Annotated in this window: 19 protein-coding genes; 4 read left to right on the forward strand and 15 right to left on the reverse strand. The window is 43.0% G+C overall.

The window, feature by feature from the left end:
• Nucleotide 1: 1 nt before the first annotated feature.
• The 11 genes from DESMER_RS13780 to DESMER_RS23080 form a co-directional block, all read right to left on the reverse strand.
• Nucleotides 2-202 carry a putative signal transducing protein gene (locus tag DESMER_RS13780; RefSeq protein ID WP_014903676.1) on the reverse strand — a complete coding sequence of 67 codons (201 nt, stop codon included), beginning with the start codon at nt 200-202 and terminating at the stop codon, nt 2-4.
• Nucleotides 203-271: 69 nt separating this feature from the next.
• Nucleotides 272-778: a pantetheine-phosphate adenylyltransferase gene (gene coaD, locus DESMER_RS13785; RefSeq protein ID WP_014903677.1), complete on the reverse strand. Its 507-nt coding sequence runs from the start codon at nt 776-778 to the stop codon at nt 272-274.
• 74 nt (nt 779-852) lie between these two features.
• Complete coding sequence (locus DESMER_RS13790; protein WP_014903678.1) at nt 853-4,365, reverse strand: DNA polymerase III subunit alpha; 3,513 nt, start codon at nt 4,363-4,365, stop codon at nt 853-855.
• Nucleotides 4,366-4,438: 73 nt separating this feature from the next.
• The gene (locus DESMER_RS13795; protein ID WP_014903679.1) at nt 4,439-5,761 is read right to left on the reverse strand and encodes a DRTGG domain-containing protein; all 1,323 of its coding nucleotides are present in this window, start codon (nt 5,759-5,761) and stop codon (nt 4,439-4,441) included.
• 83 nt (nt 5,762-5,844) lie between these two features.
• A complete protein-coding gene (locus DESMER_RS13800; RefSeq protein WP_014903680.1) occupies nt 5,845-6,024 on the reverse strand; it encodes an alpha/beta-type small acid-soluble spore protein in 180 nt (59 codons plus the stop codon).
• A 2-nt stretch (nt 6,025-6,026) separates the two neighbouring features.
• Nucleotides 6,027-6,167: a cleavage protein gene (locus tag DESMER_RS23075; protein WP_083856489.1), complete on the reverse strand. Its 141-nt coding sequence runs from the start codon at nt 6,165-6,167 to the stop codon at nt 6,027-6,029.
• 108 nt (nt 6,168-6,275) lie between these two features.
• A complete protein-coding gene (locus DESMER_RS13805) occupies nt 6,276-6,974 on the reverse strand; it encodes a metal-dependent hydrolase (protein WP_014903682.1) in 699 nt (232 codons plus the stop codon).
• A gap of 24 nt (nt 6,975-6,998) precedes the next feature.
• Entirely contained in the window at nt 6,999-7,955 is a 957-nt protein-coding gene (locus DESMER_RS13810; RefSeq protein ID WP_014903683.1) for a glycosyl hydrolase family 18 protein, read from the reverse strand.
• A 94-nt stretch (nt 7,956-8,049) separates the two neighbouring features.
• Entirely contained in the window at nt 8,050-9,102 is a 1,053-nt protein-coding gene (locus tag DESMER_RS13815; RefSeq protein ID WP_014903684.1) for a glycosyltransferase family 4 protein, read from the reverse strand.
• 74 nt (nt 9,103-9,176) lie between these two features.
• The gene (locus DESMER_RS13820) at nt 9,177-9,623 is read right to left on the reverse strand and encodes a tRNA (cytidine(34)-2'-O)-methyltransferase (RefSeq protein ID WP_042334550.1); all 447 of its coding nucleotides are present in this window, start codon (nt 9,621-9,623) and stop codon (nt 9,177-9,179) included.
• Between the two features lie 40 nt (nt 9,624-9,663).
• Nucleotides 9,664-9,879 carry an FmdB family zinc ribbon protein gene (locus DESMER_RS23080; protein WP_014903686.1) on the reverse strand — a complete coding sequence of 72 codons (216 nt, stop codon included), beginning with the start codon at nt 9,877-9,879 and terminating at the stop codon, nt 9,664-9,666.
• A gap of 323 nt (nt 9,880-10,202) precedes the next feature.
• Here DESMER_RS23080 and DESMER_RS13825 point away from each other — a divergent pair, with 323 nt between their 5' ends.
• From DESMER_RS13825 to DESMER_RS13840, 4 genes are all read left to right on the forward strand, one after another.
• Nucleotides 10,203-12,122, forward strand: coding sequence for an aconitate hydratase (locus tag DESMER_RS13825; RefSeq protein WP_042334551.1), 1,920 nt, complete (start codon nt 10,203-10,205; stop codon nt 12,120-12,122).
• 185 nt (nt 12,123-12,307) lie between these two features.
• The gene (locus DESMER_RS13830) at nt 12,308-12,805 is read left to right on the forward strand and encodes an Lrp/AsnC family transcriptional regulator (RefSeq protein ID WP_014903688.1); all 498 of its coding nucleotides are present in this window, start codon (nt 12,308-12,310) and stop codon (nt 12,803-12,805) included.
• Nucleotides 12,802-13,968, forward strand: a complete 1,167-nt coding sequence (locus DESMER_RS13835) for an aminotransferase class I/II-fold pyridoxal phosphate-dependent enzyme (RefSeq protein WP_014903689.1) — start codon at nt 12,802-12,804, stop codon at nt 13,966-13,968. Before DESMER_RS13830 ends, DESMER_RS13835 begins: the two co-directional genes overlap by 4 nt.
• Nucleotides 13,969-14,261: 293 nt before the next feature.
• Nucleotides 14,262-14,750, forward strand: coding sequence for a flavodoxin domain-containing protein (locus DESMER_RS13840; RefSeq protein WP_014903690.1), 489 nt, complete (start codon nt 14,262-14,264; stop codon nt 14,748-14,750).
• Nucleotides 14,751-14,770: 20 nt separating this feature from the next.
• Here DESMER_RS13840 and queG read toward each other — a convergent pair whose 3' ends face one another.
• From queG to DESMER_RS13860, 4 genes are all read right to left on the reverse strand, one after another.
• On the reverse strand, nt 14,771-15,814 hold the full coding sequence (gene queG, locus DESMER_RS13845; RefSeq protein WP_014903691.1) for a tRNA epoxyqueuosine(34) reductase QueG: 1,044 nt from the start codon (nt 15,812-15,814) through the stop codon (nt 14,771-14,773).
• A 26-nt stretch (nt 15,815-15,840) separates the two neighbouring features.
• On the reverse strand, nt 15,841-16,488 hold the full coding sequence (locus DESMER_RS13850; RefSeq protein ID WP_014903692.1) for a flavin reductase family protein: 648 nt from the start codon (nt 16,486-16,488) through the stop codon (nt 15,841-15,843).
• 168 nt (nt 16,489-16,656) lie between these two features.
• On the reverse strand, nt 16,657-18,267 hold the full coding sequence (locus DESMER_RS13855; RefSeq protein WP_014903693.1) for a tRNA nucleotidyltransferase/poly(A) polymerase-related protein: 1,611 nt from the start codon (nt 18,265-18,267) through the stop codon (nt 16,657-16,659).
• 13 nt (nt 18,268-18,280) lie between these two features.
• Entirely contained in the window at nt 18,281-19,162 is an 882-nt protein-coding gene (locus DESMER_RS13860) for a diacylglycerol/lipid kinase family protein (RefSeq protein ID WP_014903694.1), read from the reverse strand.
• Between the last annotated feature and the right edge of the window lie 42 nt (nt 19,163-19,204).

Raw genomic sequence — 19,204 nt, forward strand, 5'->3', positions numbered from 1 at the left:
GTTAGCTCCCCATAGCGCCAGTTATAATTTCATGGGCCTCTTCTGCTTCAGATTCTGGGACAAGAATTTCGACTGATGCATGCTCACCTAGGTGTGTTGATCCGATTGGACGAAGCTGGACAAGCATACCTTCGTCCGTGAGGATTTTTTTATACTTCTCGGCAATTAATTTATTGGGAGCAATATAAATAACAGTCCACATTTTTTGCAAATCCCCCTTTTTAAATCGATTTATGATACCACAGCCCTACTAAATGTGCAACAAAGGGGTTTAATCCACCTTCTTGGGGCTCGCCGCCAAACTGGCATACTTGGCAATCAGCGCCTTTTCTACATGCAAAGGTACAAAGTCCGAGACTCCGGCCTGTAATTTGGCAGCCCACTTGATTGCACTAGAACTGATAAATGAGTTTTCACTTTGGGTCATCAGAAATATAGTTTCAATGTCTGGGGCAATCTTTTTGTTCATTAAGGCCAGTTGAAATTCATATTCAAAATCGGATAAGGCGCGTAATCCTCTGATTATAGCAATTGCTCCACATTGGCGAGCGAATTCAACTGTTAACCCTTCAAAAACCCGGACGTTTACATTAGGCATGTCTTTAGTTGCTTCAATAAGCAAATCCATTCTCTCCTCAGGCAGAAATAACGGAGTCTTATTACTATCTGAGGCGATGGCAATAATTAAACCGTCAAAGAACTCTTTCGCCCGATCTAATATATCGAGATGACCTTTAGTCACCGGGTCAAATGTTCCGGGATATATAGCAATTCTCACTTTTACACCTTCTTAATTTGGATGTTTTGTTGGTTTTCGCCTTAAAGACTTAGATTCCTGCAAGTCAGTAGCCATTAAGCAAAATTTTTAGCTTGTCTCCAAACCACATTGCATTTGTCCATCACTTCACAAAGTTCTTTTGTTAACTCATCCCTATCGTCAACCCAGAAACTCTGTTTCCCTTCAAGTACTTTTTTGCTATCCTCAAAATAGAAGTAGACGGGTTGACTCCCTGGAAAACGTTGTAAAACACTCAACACTGTTTCCATTAAGTCACTGTTTTGATTTGAAAACCTCAGATAAAGACGTTTAGGTTTTTCTGAGACTTGAGCTACTGCCGCTAATTCTTGCTTAGGAGCCTTAACTGTGCTCGGTTTCAAGTCTTCTAATTTGGTAATTTTCTCAGCGAAAATCTTTTTCTCTTCATCCCTGATGTTGTACCGTCCTACTACAACAACTACATCATCATTACTAATAGAGGGAGTCTGGGCATACACCCTAGGAAACACTAAAACCTCAATCCCACTCGTCAAATCTTCCAATACGAAACTACCCATCATCTCCCCCTTTTTCGTAATATTCTGACGAAATCCGGTTACTAATCCTCCCAGGGCCACCTTCTTCTCTTCCTCCCCCTCCAGACAAGTCAAAATATCGGAAGACATATAATCTTTCAGCAACGGTAAGACAGACGACAGGGGATGTCCACTTAAATAAAGGCCCAGAAACTCCTTCTCCATGTCTAAAATCTCCCGTTCCTTGAAGTCTGGAATCTCAGGTAAAGCAGTACCTTCCTCCATGTCTTCATCTAAATCAAAAAGAGAAAATTGCCCTGAAAGCCGATCTTTCTGTCGACGGGAAGTTGTCTCTAATACCTGATCTATAACTGCCAGAGCCTGGGCTCTTGTACAAAGTGATCCGAAGGCACCTGAACGAATTAAACTCTCCACAACACGCCGGTTTAGAACCTTTTGGTCAACACGCAGGCAAAAATCATCCAGAGATTTGAACTCCCCCTCTTGCCTTGCTTCGAGTATTTTCTCTACAACATTGACCCCTACATTGCGAATGGCCCCTAAACCAAAGCGAATCGCTTGTTCTTCTAGCGAAAATCCTACCTGGCTATATTGAACATCAGGAGGAAGTACCTGTATTCCACTATTGCGAGCATCTTGAATATAAAAGGAAATTTTATCTGAAGAACCCATCACTGTGCTTAAGAGGGCTGCCATGAATTCTAGAGGGTAATTAGCTTTTAAATAAGCTGTTTGATAGGAAATAACAGCGTATGCCGTAGCATGCCCTTTATTAAAGCCGTATTCCGCAAACTTCGCCATTAAGTCAAATATTTCTTCAGCATCTTCGAGGGTCAAGCCCAATCTCAAAGCTCCTGGAATAATCCATTCTCCACTGCTATCCTGCAAGCCGTAGATAAAGTTCTGCCGCTCTTCTGCCATGATTTCTTTCTTCTTTTTACCCATCGCTCGACGGAGCAGATCAGCTCTTCCCAGAGAGTACCCGCCTAGATCTCGAGCAATCTGCATGACTTGTTCTTGATAAACGATAATACCATAGGTCGATTTAAGAATTGGCTCCAGTTTGGGATGCAGATAAGTAATGTTCCCTCCACGTTTCCTGCGGATAAATTCCGGGATCTGTTCCATTGGTCCAGGGCGGTATAAAGCTACGACGGCAATAATATCCTCAAAGGATGTTGGCTTAAGATCCTTGAGGATGGCACGCATTCCGCCGCTCTCCAGCTGAAAAATTCCGGTGCTATTTCCGGAAGCTAGTAGCTCATAGGTTTTTGAATCATCCAGGGCTAAGGTTAGTAGATCTAGCTTTAAACCATGAGTTTCTTCAATACGTCGGACAGCCTCTTGCAAAATCGTTAGATTTCTCAAACCCAAAAAATCCATTTTTAGAAGGCCGATTTCCTCGACAGCCTTCATGGGAAACTGGGTCATGACAAAATCTTCAGAGGTCCTCTGGAGAGGGAGATAATTTGTCAGTGGGTCTTTAGCAATCACCACCCCTGCCGCATGGGTAGAAGCATGACGAGTCATTCCTTCAAGTGATTTGGCAAGAGTATAGAGTCTTTTAATTTCTTCATCCTCATCTACCATACGAGCCAAATCCGGGGACACCTCTAAAGCTTTTTCCAAGGTCATTCCGAGATCTGAAGGTATTGCTTTAGCAACTTTATCAACTCGAAATAAGGGGATAGCCAAAACTCGTCCCCCATCTCTGATAGCCGCCTTTGCACCCATGGTTCCGAAGGTGATAATCTGACAAACTTTATCAGAGCCATACTTTTCTGTGACATACCGAATGACACGCTCTCGACCCTCCGGGTCAAAATCTATATCAATATCCGGCATGGAAATACGTTCGGGATTCAAGAAACGTTCGAAAAGGAGATCAAAGCGCAAGGGCTCGACTGAGGTTATGCCTAACAGATAAGCCACCATACTTGCCGCCGCTGATCCTCTTCCCGGACCAACCACCACTCCGTTCTCCCTGGCAAATCGACAAAAATCAGCCACAATTAAAAAATATCCTGAAAAACCCGTCTGGAAAATGACCTTTAGTTCGTAATCTAACCTCTGACATTCTAATTCAGTCATTTGAGGATAAAACCGAGGAAAGGCCTTACGGCATTCTGCCTCCAGATAATTGTCTAAGGTATACCCTGGGGGAACCTCAAACACCGGTAAATAATTTTCCCCAAACTGAAAATTCATCTGACAACGTTCAGCGATCATGGATGTGTTGCTCAAAAGTTCCGGGTGTTCCCCGAAGAGGAGAGACATCTCCTGCTCAGATTTCAGAAAAAACTCTTGACTGGAAAAACGCATCCGGGCTGTATCCTCCAAAGTTTTTCCGGTCTGTATACAGAGCAAAGCGTCTTGAACGAAGGCATCTTCACGATTAACATAATGTACATCATTGGTAGCCACCATTGGAATTCCTGTACTCTCGTGCACCCGCCACATTCCTTGATTAACCTTGCGCTGCTCTTCAATGCCATGATCTTGCAGTTCCAGAAAAAAGTTACCTTTCCCAAATATCTCCTCATACTCAAGAGCGGTTTTGATTGCCGTTTCCAGTTGGTCATGAACTAAGTAATCGGAAACTTCTCCAGCTAAACAAGCACTAAGAGCGATTATTCCCCGAGCATGTTTGCGAAGAATTTCCTTATCTACCCTAGGCTTATAATAGAAACCTTCAATATGCGCCATGGAAACTAATTTTATTAAGTTTCGATACCCCTGCTCAGTTTCAGCTAACAAGACCAAGTGATAATTTGAGTCGTCCTTTCCCTGTACTTTATCCGTTCTCTTATTAGGTGCGACGTAAACCTCACAGCCAATAATCGGTTTAATTCCCGCTTGTTTACAAGCCTTATAAAAGTCAATAACTCCATACATAACTCCATGATCTGTGATAGCCAAAGCCGACATTTTCAGTTCCACAGCACGCTGAACTAAATTTTTAATTCGTGCTGCCCCGTCTAGCAGGCTAAATTCTGTATGATTATGCAGGTGTACAAAGCCATGCATATTATGAGCTACTTGAGCCCTCATAAGGATCCCACCTACCTTCCTTAGAAAGCCCCCTCAATCCAGTGGACGAGGGGGCTTTAGCCACATCAATTTCCTAATGGGCTGTATCACTCACCAATTTCTTGTCCCCAATCCTAGCGGTCATTAATCCTTTGGCCACTAAATCATTATTAGCCATCACTTCGACTTCAATATTACAGTGCTTTTTAGCAACTAATAACAGCTTAGCTGTTACCACAATTTCTGTACCAACTGCAATGGGCTGTAATTGATAAAGAGTGAAATTCTCGGTAATTGCATTAAGTCGATACTTCTTACGCAGGGAAATGTAACCTGCCATATTCATAACTGTCACAATAACTCCACAACTGGCAGATCCGTAATCGTCACTCATAGCGTTAGTGATTTCTCCTTCAATTGTGAGATGCTCGGCATCATCAACAAAGCGGAACCCACTTAGCACAAGATTGTCTACGGTTTCGCCAAACTGTGGCTGTTTTTGAACTTGCTGATAAGCTTCAATTACATCTTGGAGACTAATGATGCCAATCAATTTCCCCTGATCCGCGACAACGGCAATTTCCCATCCTTCCCAAACCATAATTCGTGAAATATGGGTTACAGGGTCATCTCGTCCGACTAGAAATGGATTCGCATTCATTACGTCTTTAATAGGTGTCTTAACATCCGCTCCGGCAACATCCACAGCAGATACAATCCCTACCAGAGTCATATCCTTATCAACCACCGGAAAACGACTGTGGTCAGTATTTTGGGACAGTTTTCGCCAATCATCAACTGTCGCATCGATTGTAAGAAAACTGACATCCTCAACCATAATATCTTCAACTAAAATAAGTTCTTTTTGAATCAATCGGTCATAGAGTGCACGATTAATCATTGAGGTGACTGCAAAAGTATCATAGGGAGACTGAATAATCACTAATTCATGCTTGCGTGCTAATTCTACAACTTCCTCATCCGGCTCCAATCCCCCGGTTATTAAAAGTGACGAGTTGTTATTCAAAGCAAATATCTGGGCGTCTCTTCGATTTCCAACAATACACAATGCCCCAGCTTCTAAGTAACGTGCCATAGTGTTTAATTCCATCGCAGCAATAACGAACTTATTGGGGGAGCGATCAAGATGGGTGAAACCACAGACTACAACTCCTTCAGCAATCTGTGAAACTTCACGCAATGTCAGGTCCTCGATTTGTCTCTCCTTCAGCCCTTCAATTCGAATGGTTCCAACCTTTGGAATCGAACGAACAAATCCTTTTCCTTCAGCTTCTTTTATAGCCCGATAAGCCGTTCCTTCACTTACGTCCAGTTCCTTGGCAATAAACCGTACGGAAACCTTACTACCAATTGCCAGATCTTCAATAAAGGTTAAAATTTGTTGATGCTTTGTCAACTATTAACGCTCCCCACTATTTACTATATCGGACTATAATTATATCACATGAATTAATATTCACCTATGTCTTCTACTATCCACTAACTATCTTTTCGACGTCTCTGAGTCATCAATCCTCCGATACGCCCTGCATCCTTGGCACTTAAAGAATGCCAGCCTTTATTATGAATCTGGTCAAGTAATCCTAATTCAGCCGCGATCTCCATTTTTAGCGGTTCTAAAGGATCTATTCTCTTTACTTTTGGCTTCTTGGCCTTCATAGTTAGACCCTCCCCCTGCTCATGATGTTAAAGTCTTCTTCATAGTGAGGGCAGTTTGGACCACGTTCACCTAAAATATGTTCCAACCGACAGCGACCATTGATCCCATAAAGGCAACGAATCGTACATAATTTTCTTGTCATCATTTTCATCTCCTTAACTTATAAAACTCTCCTCACTCTTTAAGTTTGACCATTTCTCAATAAAAATATCCCACTTGGTAATCAAGTGGGATTAAAATAAACCTCTTTTTAAACTTCATATAAATCTCCTGGCTTAAGGGCCTTACCTTGGCTTTCCGGCACTCTGCGCTGTAGCAGATGCAAGAATTCTTCAACATCTTGAGCAATCACCGGAAAGGTATTATAGTGCATGGGGATTACTACTTTAGGGCGCAATAATTGGGATGCATGTACTGCTTCTTCAACCCCCATTACAAAATTGTCTCCGATTGGCAGCATGGCAACCTCGATGGGATAGCGTCGGCCGATAAGCTCCATATCTCCGAACAGTCCTGTATCCCCAGCATAGTAAAGCCATTTACCTTCCATCTGAATCAAAAATCCACAGGCTAGGCCCCCATAAATCATAGTTTCTCCGTCTGGACTTATTATCCCGGATCCATGCAAAGCTTGGGTTAACTTAACCAAACCAAAGGGGAACTGATGCTTTCCTCCAATATGCATCGCATGTGTCTTGGCCCCTTGACTCTTGCAATAATGAGCCAATTCAAAAACACAGATGATTGGAGCACCGGTTTGTTTAGACAATTCTATTGCATCCCCTAAATGATCGTCATGCCCATGGGTTACCAAAATTGCATCTAAATGTGTAAAATCTTCAGGTTTGACTGTAGCACTAGGATTCCCGCTTAAAAAAGGATCAATAAGAATTCGCCCTTCTACCCCTTCAATCTCGAAGCAGGCATGTCCATGGAAATGAAGTCGCATACTTAAAAAAACCTCCTATTTTATTTAACGATTTACATACTCTTCAAGTACTTCCCAAAAACGAGGATAACTTAGGTTCATCTCCCAAAGGGCAACACCGCGGATCCCCTTCTGAGTGGCTAGTTCCAACTTATCTCTCAAACTTCTTGGATCTTCAAAATATACCGTATGACGAACCCCTCTGGTCTCATAACGGAAGTAGGTGCTATGCTGCCTTGCATTCCACTGCAACGGAGCCCCATATCTCCTAGCCAGCTCAGTTGCTCGTTGATAGCCAATGACCTTCCCCGTCCCACCCTCAGGCCAATCATACCCATAGAGGGGAATCCCCATGTAGATTTTATCCCGAGGAATATTAGCTATCGCATAATCTAAAACCTGAGTTACCCAAGGAATAGAGGCAACCGATCCCGGTTCGCTATGTGACCAATGTTCCTCATAGGTCATTAATATAACCTCATCTACAGCTTGCCCAATAGGCCGATAATCAAACGAACCTCTCCAAGCATTTTGAGGATCATCGGAAACCTTGGCAGGAACATCTATTGAGACCAGGAAATTTCCCGCTCTAAACATAGCAGACCAGTTTTGAATGAATCTGGTAAACAGTGTCCGGTCAGTCGGTGCAGCCTTTTCTAAATCAAGATTAATTCCGTCTAATTGATACTCAACCAAAATATCGCGTATGTTCCTCCAGACTTGATTAGCAAAATCTTGATCCCGGATTAAGCGGGCCATTAACTCCGTAGAAAACTGTCCTTGGCGCGTTAAATTGCTGACTACCAATAGTACTTTGATTCCCATAGCATGAGCTTCATTAATAAGACTTCGGCTTGGACGCCCGAGAATCGTTCCATTATTCTGAATCGAAACCTCAAAAATTGCTAATTCCTGTATAGTTCTGCCATAACGTTTGAGATAAGGATAACCTTTAGTTTGCTCCGTTAAGCCATTATAAAAGGCAAATACATTTAATGGCATACTTATACCCCCTTTCCGACCATCATATGCATAGAAGGAAAAAGAAGTGTAGCTGCCTCATTCTGAAGAAAGTATTTCAGCCGTTTATTCTGGCTTATTTTGATTGGCGTCTACTAAGTCCTATAAGCTTATCTGTACGACGCATAAGAATTGTAACTAATAAAGCAAAGACAACTAAAAGCACTATAATGGCACCAATCCATTGACCCTTCGCTCCTAGTACCGCCGCCATTCCAAAGCAAGCGCTAATCCCGTACATTAAAAAAACAGCGTGCCTTTGGGTAAACCCCGCATCTAGCAGACGGTGGTGCAAATGCCCCCGGTCTGCCATGGCTATAGACTGCCCCCGTAGTTTACGTCGAATTATCGCAAAGGTTAAGTCAGTGACAGGCATACCTAAAATAAGCAGCGGGAAAACCAAGCCCAAAATTGTTGCCGTTTTAAGCAGACCCATGATAGAGATCCCACCAATGATGTACCCCAGGAACATACTCCCGGAATCCCCCATGAAGACCCGGGCCGGGGGAAAGTTAAAAAACAGGAACCCTAGAAGGGCACCAGCTAAAGCCAAGGTAAGATTAGCTGCTGAAAAGGACTGTATCCCATTCGCTGACCAAAACAGTAAAATTGCAACGATAAAGCAAATCCCTCCAGCTAATCCATCCATGCCGTCCGAGACATTAACAGTATTAACCAATCCAACAACCCAAAACAACATTAACGCCAGGCCAACAATGCCTAAATGAAGCTTATCAAAATTAAGGGGTTCTTGGAGGAAGGGAAGAGATATAGAATTCATGGAAAAATCGAAGAAGATAAGCACTGCAGCTGCTGCGATTTGCCAATAAAGCTTATATAAGGGTCGAATTTCACGGATGTCATCCCAAATGCCTACGGCCATAATAATACTGCTTCCAATGAATAGACCCCAAATGTTTTTATCCCAGACTTGTGTATAGTAAGCCGCAATCCAAAATGCAGCATAGATAGCTAAGCCTCCGAGACGTGGAATCGGTCGCCGATGAATATGCCGACCACCCGGATAGGCAATCGCTCCCCAATATTTTGCCAGTCTCATGGAAACCGGTGTAGCAAATACTGCAATAACTAAGGCCATAAGAAATGTCAGCCCATACCCATTCATCATGATTGATCCTCTACCGCCTTTACTTCACACTTATTCTCTATAGTTTGGGCGTCAAAACCTATAATGATAATCTCTTAAACAAGATCCGGAAAACCCCATTGCCGTAATACTTCATAAACGATAACCGCTACAGAATTCGAGAGATTTAAAGAACGGGCATCCGAGCGCATTGGTAATCGTATTTTTGTTTCGGGATAGCGATCAAGAATTTCCGGAGCCAACCCTTTCGTTTCCTTACCAAACAAAAGGTAACCGCCTGGCTCGTAGGAAATGTCCGTATAAGACCTGGAACCTTTTGTCGTCGCTAAGTAACGAGGTCCTACAGGGTTCTTCTCCTCAAACTCGGCAAAGTTTTCATAAATATAAATATCAAGCAGGTGCCAGTAATCTAAACCGGCACGTTTAAGATGTTTGTCATCAATGCTAAAACCTAAGGGTTTTACCAAATGTAGAGCAGCTCCGGTAGCAGCACAAAGTCGTGCTACATTTCCGGTGTTGGGAGGGATTTCTGGTTCAACCATAACTATATTAAGTCGCTTGTTCAAAAAGACAGTTCTCCTTTCAATGACATCCTGTACAATTACCACTGCAACTCGAAGAACAACTGCCCTTCCCACCACCACCAGGTATCCCAAGGCTGGCAAATCCTGAAATATTCTTCAGAAGTCCTGTGGTTCCACATTCACAGCACGATAAATGTTCTCCGTTTTCACCCATTTTGCATAATTCTGTGGTGATTCCACCACAACTTGGACATCTAAATTCATACATTGGCATATAATAACCCCTCTTAACAATTTATCAACTATCTCAACTATTATAACCTGAAAATCTGACAAACCCAACCTTAAATCTATCGAAACTTGTCATTAGAGTTTTAAATTAATAAAAATCCCTGAGAACAACCTGCGAAATATGTGATTTGCTTTGCTTCTCTTCAATTGCGGGTTTCATCATGTAGAACAACTATTGATTATAAAATTTACAATTAAAAAAAATCAATAGTTGTTACCGAGATATTTTGTATACATATAGGAAAACCCTAGATGTTTCCTCTTGTTTTTGGTAAAGTTAATACCAACTTCAAAGGAGGAATTATCATGGGTCATAATTTAGCTCAAAAAATACTCTCATCTCACTTAGTTTCCGGTGATTTAGCAGGCGGAAATGAAATAGCGCTGCGTATTGATCAGACACTTACCCAAGATGCTACAGGTACGATGGCTTATCTACAGTTTGAAGCCATGAACCTTTCTAGAGTACAAACCGAATGTTCGGTAAGTTATATAGATCATAATACACTCCAAACCGGGTTTGAAAATGCTGATGATCATGCTTTCCTGCAAAGTACAGCGGCACGCTTTGGGGCCTATTTTTCCCGTCCCGGAAACGGAATCTGCCACCAGGTTCATCTTGAACGCTTTGCCAAACCAGGCAAAACACTCCTCGGGTCAGATAGCCATACCCCCACCGCCGGTGGAATGGGGATGCTAGCTATGGGTGCCGGGGGGCTTGATGTTGCTGTGGCAATGGGTGGAGGAGCCTTTTACCTTCCCAGCCCTAAAGTCCTGCGGGTTTGGCTGACAGGAAAGCTTTCCGAATGGGTGTCTGCTAAGGATATTATCTTAGAAGTACTCCGACTCCTTTCTGTCAAAGGTGGAGTCGGTAAAATAATTGAGTATGCCGGGCCGGGAGTAAAAACCCTTACTGTTCCGGAACGCTCAACTATAACTAATATGGGTGCTGAGCTGGGTGCGTCTGCTTCGATTTTCCCGAGTGACGAACAAACTCTGCGCTTTCTTGAGGCCCAAGGCAGAGGGGAAGACTATATTCCCTTATCTGCGGATGAAGATGCCACTTATGACGAAGAGCTGAAAATCGATCTGTCTCTTCTGGTTCCCCTCATCGCCCAGCCCCATAGCCCTGATAATGTGGTTCCTGTAAGCAATCATTCTGCAACTGCTGTTCAACAGGTGGCGATTGGAAGTTGTACAAATTCATCCTATCAGGATCTAATGAGAGTTCGGGAAATTCTAAAAGGTAAGCAGGTCCATCCAAATGTGAGCTTAGTTATTTCTCCAGGTTCACGTCAAGTGTTGAGCATGCTTTCCAGCAATGGTGCCTTAACCGATCTTCTCGATAGTGGAGCACGTCTCCTTGAATCAACTTGTGGTCCCTGTATTGGTATGGGGCAATCTCCAGTCTCTAAAGGAGTCTCTGTCCGAACCTTTAATCGAAATTTCTTAGGCCGCAGCGGGACTCAAGATGCTTCAGTCTTCTTAGCCAGTCCGGAAGTCGCAGCAGCCTCTGCTCTCACCGGCTTCATCACTGATCCCCGGACTCTGGGGCTTTCCTCTGAAGTTGAGTTTCCGGAACGCTTTCGCCTTGATGACAGCATGATTATTCCTCCCGGTGATCCGGATACGATCATTCGGCGCGGACCCAATATTCAGCCACTCCCAATTGCCCCTGCTCTGGATAATTCTCTTGATTTGCCAGTCATCTTAAAGCTGGGCAATAATATTACAACCGATGATATCATGCCAGCGGGATCGAAAATCCTCCCCCTTCGTTCCAATATCCCGGCAATTTCTGAATATACCTTCCACAAGATCGATCCTCAGTTTGCCGAAAAAGCCAAAGCCCACAAACAAAGCATGATTATTGCCGGACATAATTATGGTCAAGGCTCAAGCAGAGAGCATGCTGCTCTGGCTCCTATGTATCTGGGTCTCCGTATTGTTTTAGCTCAGAGCTTTGCCCGAATTCATCGTGCTAACCTCATTAATTTTGGTATTCTTCCTCTTACCTTTGTCGATGAAAATGACTTAGACCGTCTAAACGCCGGTATGATCTTGCACCTGTCTGGTCTGCATCAGGCTGTAAAAACCTCCGAGCCATTTGCAATTACTTTAGATAACGACTCAAAGCCGGTTTGGGTTAAACACGATCTTACCGAACGCCAAGCTAAAATCCTTTTAGCAGGCGGACTTCTTAATTCGACCAAGGCTGCAGTTTAACAGACCTCCTTATTTGATCTTTTATAATAAATAAAAACATGCTAAGATGTGTTATATATTAGAAGCAACTATGGTTATGGACATTATTTTTGGGTCCATGGCCTTAGTTGCAATTATGCTCAAAACGTATACAGAATACAAAAAATAGTTTTGCTTTTTGAAGTATAATAGAAGAGGTGGATTAAATGCTCAGTGATAAGGATCGAACCCTGCTTAAACTAATTGCTGAAGATTGTAGACTTAAACCTGAAGAGCTTTCGATTCAAACCGGTTTAACGGTGGAATATATTGAAAAGCGTATCAGTGATTGGGAAAAGGAAAAAGTAATTGTCGGCTACCAACCCATGATTAACTGGGATCGAACTGGCGATGATAAAGTATCCGCACTTATTGAAGTCAAAGTCTTACCCCAACGGGGCTATGGCTTTGATAAAATCGCCAAACGTCTGCAAAGATACCCGGAGATCAAAGCACTTTATCTAATGTCAGGAGGATATGACCTATCTGTCCTGATTGAAGGAAAAACCATGCAAGATGTTGCCCTCTTCGTAGCAGAAAAATTAGCTTCATTAGAACATGTTCAAAGTACAGCAACCCATTTTGTACTTCGCCGTTATAAGCAGGATGGAATAGAGCTTATGGGCGAAGAAGAGACTCTTCAACGTCTGGTGGTGTCACCATGAACAATTATTTGGCAACCCATGTTGCAACCCTGCCACCCTCAGGTATCCGCAAGTTCTTTGACCTTGTAGCAACCATGAAAGATGTCATCTCATTAGGTGTAGGAGAACCGGACTTTGTAACTCCTTGGACTGTCAGAGAAAGCGGCATCTTCTCACTTGAAGAAGGACAGACTATGTACACCAGTAATGCCGGTCTTTTTGAATTAAGGGAAGAGCTATCTCACCATTTATCTAAAACCCTGGATCTTTCTTACGACCCTCATCATGAAATTCTCATTACCTCCGGAGCAAGTGAAGCGGTGGATCTTGTAATGCGTGCTGTACTAGAGCCTGGTGATGTTGTTTTAGTACCTGATCCGTCCTACGTTTCCTATGCACCCTGCGCTATATTAGCCGGAGCAAGTGTGAACTATGTCCCTACCTATGCTAAAGATGATTTTCGTATGCGTGTCGAGGAATTAGAGCGAGTGTATACTCCAAAGGCTAAGCTCTTAGTACTCTCCTATCCTAATAACCCAACCGGAGCAATCATGAATCGTGAGGATTTGCTGCCCATCGCTGATTTTGTAAGTAAGCATAATCTTCTTGTCCTTGCAGATGATATATATTCCGACCTAACCTATGATCAAACCCATGTCTCCTTTGCCAGTTTACCTGGAATGAAAGATCGCACACTGTTCGTGAGCGGCTTTTCAAAGTCATACGCCATGACCGGATGGAGGATTGGCTATGTGGCAGGTCACCCAGACCTGATTCAAGGAATGACCAAAATTCATCAATACACTATGCTTTGCGCTCCGATCATGGGTCAATTTGCCGCCATTGAAGCTTTGCGCTCGGCAACTGAAGCTAAAAACGATATGGTTACTGCCTATGATCGCAGGCGACGTTTATTAGTACACGGCTTTCGGCAAATGGGGTTGGACTGTTTTGAGCCTTTAGGAGCTTTTTATGTGTTCCCTAATATTTCAAAGACCGGACTAACTTCGGAAGAATTTGCTGAACAACTCTTAAAGGAAGAAAAGGTCGCAGTTGTTCCGGGGACTGCCTTTGGGCCCTCGGGAGAAGGACATATTCGCTGTTCATACGCCTATTCTATGGAACAGCTTCAGGAAGCACTTAAGCGTATTTCCAGTTTTGTAGAACGCAGAATAAATATATAGCAATTAGGATTAGTCCACTTTCCCAAATTTTTTCTTTTACTTTCATCTGGACATTACGATTGTATTTCAATAACATGGAGTAAATATAATGCGAAATAGGCACGAACACTTACCCATTCCGTGCTTATTTCGCATTTATAGTTATTCTTACTGGCTCTGTCCCCTCTCCCTTTCTTGCTTTCCAAGATATTAAGCCTATTATATAATGGTGCAAATAAGATAACTGATCTATCCTTAAAGTAGGAATTTATAAATAAGGGTTCTGTAATCCTATAAAAGAAGGAGAAATCATTTTGAAAACACTAATCATCTATTCTTCCTCTCATGGCACAACAGAAAAAGCTGCCCAAATCCTCAGTGAACAACTTCAGGGAGAGGTCGAATTAATCAACTTGAAAAGGCTTTCTAACCCCAAATTGACCAACTATGATTCAGTCATAATTGGCAGTTCTATTTATGCAGGGTCTGCCAAATCAAGAGTAAAGCAATTTCTCAAACAAAACCAACCTGAACTGCTTTCTAAGGGACTAGGCCTGTTTCTTTGCTGCATGTTTGAGGGAGATAAAGCTTTATCCCAATTCGAGACAACATACTCCAAGGAATTGAGGAACCATTCAAGGGCAAACGGTTTATTCGGCGGAGAATTTTTGATATCCAAGATGAACTTTCTAGAGCGACAAATCGTAAAAAAAGTCGCTGGCGTTACCAGCGATGTTTCTCAGCTTAATCTTAACGAAATCAGGCTTTTCGCAGAAAAGTTTAACCAGGCAAACCCTTGCTAAGAAGCAAATTATGCTTTCGCCTACTCTTGTTCTCTCTCTACATAAGGCAATATCCTGGGCGGAATTGCATTAGCTATTGTCTGGACGTTGATCCATTGCTTAGCACTAGTTTCCTTAACCTTGCTTAGAGCTAGGTATGCATTTCTCTGAAGGACTCCCTTTCCGCGCCAACCTGCTGCAGTGATCTTAAAGCGTTGGCCAAACTCACTTTTAGTCAAGTTAAGAGTTTCGACTAAATCTACACCTCGCCTGAATGAGGGCCGGGCAGCGGATGAGGAATCAGCAACAGTTAAAGAAGTCTGTTCCTCCTCTAACCATTTTTGATTATGCGGACATACTTCTTGGCAAACATCACAGCCAAAGATTTGGAGACCCAGGCTGGAAATCTCCTCGGAAGTTAACAACTCTTTACTCTGAGTTAAATAAGAGACACATTTGTTGGCCGGAAAAGGTTCCCTGCCAATAATTTGTGCCGGACATGAAATAACACATTTTTGGCAATTTCCGCATTGCTGGAAAACAAAAGGGTCATCCGACCTCAGTTCTTGATCTAGCAGAAGTAGGGCAAGTGTAACAAAAGATCCGACTCCCGGGATAATTAATTGTTGGTTCCGACCGATCCAGCCAATCCCTGCTCGTGTTGCAAATGCCCGCTCAACTAAGGGGCCAGTATCAACTTGAAAGCGACATAGCCCCAACCAATTGTTATTCACCATAGTATCAATTAGCTCCTGCACTTTTCGAAGAACCACCCGATGATAGTCCTCCCCAACAGCTGAGCGCGAAATCAAACCTTCTCCCTCTTGAGGAGATACTGTAAACGGGAGGGGATAAGCTAAGGCAACGACCGTCTGACAATCAGGCCAAACTGCTTGGGGATCAATCCTTTGTTGGATCTCCTTACTTTCAAAAGGTGTCGCCCAGCCCTGATCAATTCGAGCTTGTAGTATAGTGGCTAAATCTTCTATAGGTTCCGCAGCGGTAAATCCCACGGCGACAAAGCCCAACTCCCTTGCCCATCCTCCTATCATCTTTTTCCAGTGTATCTGTTCATCCAAATCCATGGGCCTTCTCCTTGATGTAAGCAAATTTACTTCGAGGCCCTAAAAAACGCATAGGTCATGGGATCCCCTTCTTGCAGAATTTCCCCTGCCGTGACATCCCCTAGGAAGAGAGTATGGGTTCCTGCATCCAATTGACCTGTTACCGTTGCTTCCATGGTTACAAGTACATCATCAAGCAGCAGAACTCCCGATTCTCCACGATGAACTGCTACCCCTTCAAACTTGTTAACCTCCCGACCGGTGCGATATCCAAACCCCCGGGCATAGTCTTGACCGGTTTGGCTTAGTACTGAAACACCAAACTTGCCACTTTTTTGAATCAGCTCGTGAGTATAGTTTTGCTTATTGATTCCGATTGCAATTCTGGCTGGTTCAGAGGTGATTTGAAAACATGTATTAGCACATTGTCCATTGTCCTTACCGTCAGCCTGGGCTGTTATAATAAACAGGCCATAGGAGATTCGATAGAGAGCTTGACGAATTGCCGCAGGTTTATCTAACTGAGAATTTACCGGCTTAGGTGCCACAACACCTGAGGTTGAAGCAGCAACATCCTTCTCCTCAGCGACTAGTTCAAAAAAGGTCGAATCAACTCCACAAACCGGACAGATTTCCGGCGGATTCTCGCCAGTATGTATATACCCACAAACGGTACAACGCCACTTCTTTTCCATGAACAACATCCTCCTCTGTGTTGTGATTTATTAATAATAATTATAACTTAGTAATTTATCCAGGTCAACCTTAATCTTCTAATCAAACTTTATGACAAGACTTTTCGAGAACATCCTTACTTCAAGTTCAATATTCAATAAGAATATTAGAGGGCGAGAGTCAATTTTTTACTTTAATCTGGGTTTACGATTATTCCTAGCAGATGATTCGGACTTACAGTAAAAGTTGTATTCTTTTTCCAAAAACCGCAAATCTGTCAGACTATACTTATCATCAAACATGACTCGCTTGCGAACCTGTTCTTTGAATTGACCGAACATCTCAGCCTCAAGCCCTTTCTCACGGGCAAAGCCCTCAAAGAATTTCCAATTCAAGAGGCGGGAACGCTCTTTGAGGAAAGTACAGGCAGATCGAATTTCGCTCTGAATCCCTTCAAGTCGGTATAGATTATCCTCGGCATCCTGCTTACCGCCAAGAAAATCTGCCTTCCAGAGATCGAGGAGATTCTCCACCCTTTCTGAGTTAAAACTCTGTCCATCCCAGCCAATTTCCCAAGCAAAACGACGGGCTTTCAGGCGAGTTTTAAGACTATGTATCTCGCCCTTCAATTCACTCATAAAGGTTAAGGTTCCTTGCATATGATGCCCTACCAAAAAATGAAGTTCTCGTTCACCACTGGTTCCTCCAGGTAAAACCATACTCCAGCGAAACCTAGTTAGAAATTCTTTAACCAAACGAGCGCTTTCCCTTTCATGCTGGAGAAAATGTCGTTTTCCGTTTAAGACCATTTCAAAGTGTTTTTCAGGTGAGGTTTGTACAGGTTTAATCCTTTTTACAACGATTGTATCAGGGTAATTGTCCAATTTTCCGCCGTGAACCTCTACATTTATATGTAACCAACGTTTCAGATTTTTTCCTATCAGGTTGAATTCATTGACTGTGTAGCCTCGTGCTGACGCCTTAATCTCCCCCCAAGTAAAACATTCACGACTAGCCGTTTCCCATTTTCCAATATCATGTAATAGGGCGGCCAGCCGCAATAACACTGTCGACGGGGCATTCTTTACTACCCGACGGGTATGATCCCAAGCATCTTTGGTATGATATTGATTTTGAATAAGACCTTTCAGTCTGGCAAGCTCAGGGATATACATTTTAAAATATCCTAAGTCATCAAGAAGTCCTAAAGCATTTTCGATTTCCTCAAGCATAAGAATCTTAGCTAATTCTTCGGTTACTCGTTCTAACGCTACTCCTTTAAGGAGTGAAATTTGCTTGACTGCAGCTTGCCAAGTATTGGGGGCTATGTCAAAACCATAGCGAACCGCAAACCTAATTAACCGCAAAATCCTGATCCCGTCTTCTTGGAAACGTTCTTCTGCTCCTCCGCATGACTCCAATCTTTTTTCCTTTAAGGCTTGGAGTCCACATAGGGGATCTTTGATCTCTCCTGTTTTCACATCCTGAAAGATTGCATTTATGGTGAAATCTCTGCGCAGAGCATCCTTTTCCAAATCTCCGGAAAAGGTTGCAATATCAAGTCTGTCCTTGCCTTGGAATAAGCTCACCGTTGGCTGATGAACCCCTATGGTATGTGGTTTATATCCCCAATTCGATAATTTAGTTACGATCTGATCAAGAGGAAGTACCGTAACTACATCAAGATCTTTGGAGGGAAATCCCAAGAGTGAATCACGAACAGCTCCGCCTATAATATAGACAGGGCTCAGACCACTTAGTTTTCTCAAGACCTCTTGTTGAAAAGGTGTTCCGATCATGAAATCCCTCCAATTAGCAAAGCACCGAGATTTTAGGCCCAATCTTAATAGCCCACGAACTCTCCGGGCCGTACTCTCCATCTAAATCCGATTGAATAGGGCGATCCGTAGATATCTTAAGTTCTTTAGTTTGGAATTCCTTGATCTTTCCAGAACTTGATTTGTCTCCCCGCAAAACATTCAATAGCAAGCGTATTGTTTCCGGCCAGCCTGAGGCCGGCACAATTAGCACTTCAAGCAATCCGTCTGTAAGTGAAGCTTTGGGCACAAGCTTCCTAAGCCCTCCAACTGAGTGGCCATTCACAGCCAGCAATAAAACTACCTCTTCGATATAGGGTTGCCCATCTTTCTCATACTCAATACGAAATGGTCGAAAGGAAGGGAGTGTTTCAATCCCCTTAAGAATGTAAGCTAATTGTCCAAGTGTGTTTTTAACACGAGTATCTACTTTTTGTGATACGTCTGTTAATAGACCCGCACTGGCAACATTAACAAAATATCGATCATTGACTTGTCCGGTATCCATTCTAAACACATTTCCTTTGGCGATTACCTTACACGCCTCTGGAATACTTTTTGGTAACCGCAAGGCATAAGCTAAATCATTCGCGGTTCCAACAGGTAGAATACCTAAGGCCGGACGTTGATCCTCCGGAATTCTAAGCAGCCCATTGCAAGCCTGATGAATACTGCCATCTCCACCGGCAATGACAAATCGATCCACATCTCTGCTCTGAAAGGCTATTTCTTCTATATCTTCCGGGGAGCAAGCCCTATGTACACACACCTCATTGCCGCTTTCCTGGAAGATTCGAATCACTGTATCTAGTTGGGCAGTTAATTTTCTTCGACCTGCATAGGGATTATAAACTAAACGCAATCGTTTCCCGTTCATGGACGTATAATCGACTCCTTGCTAATTGATTATCTATTATTA

It is taken from the genome of Desulfosporosinus meridiei DSM 13257, from assembly GCF_000231385.2.
In the GTDB taxonomy this organism is placed as follows: Bacteria; Bacillota; Desulfitobacteriia; order Desulfitobacteriales; family Desulfitobacteriaceae; genus Desulfosporosinus; species Desulfosporosinus meridiei.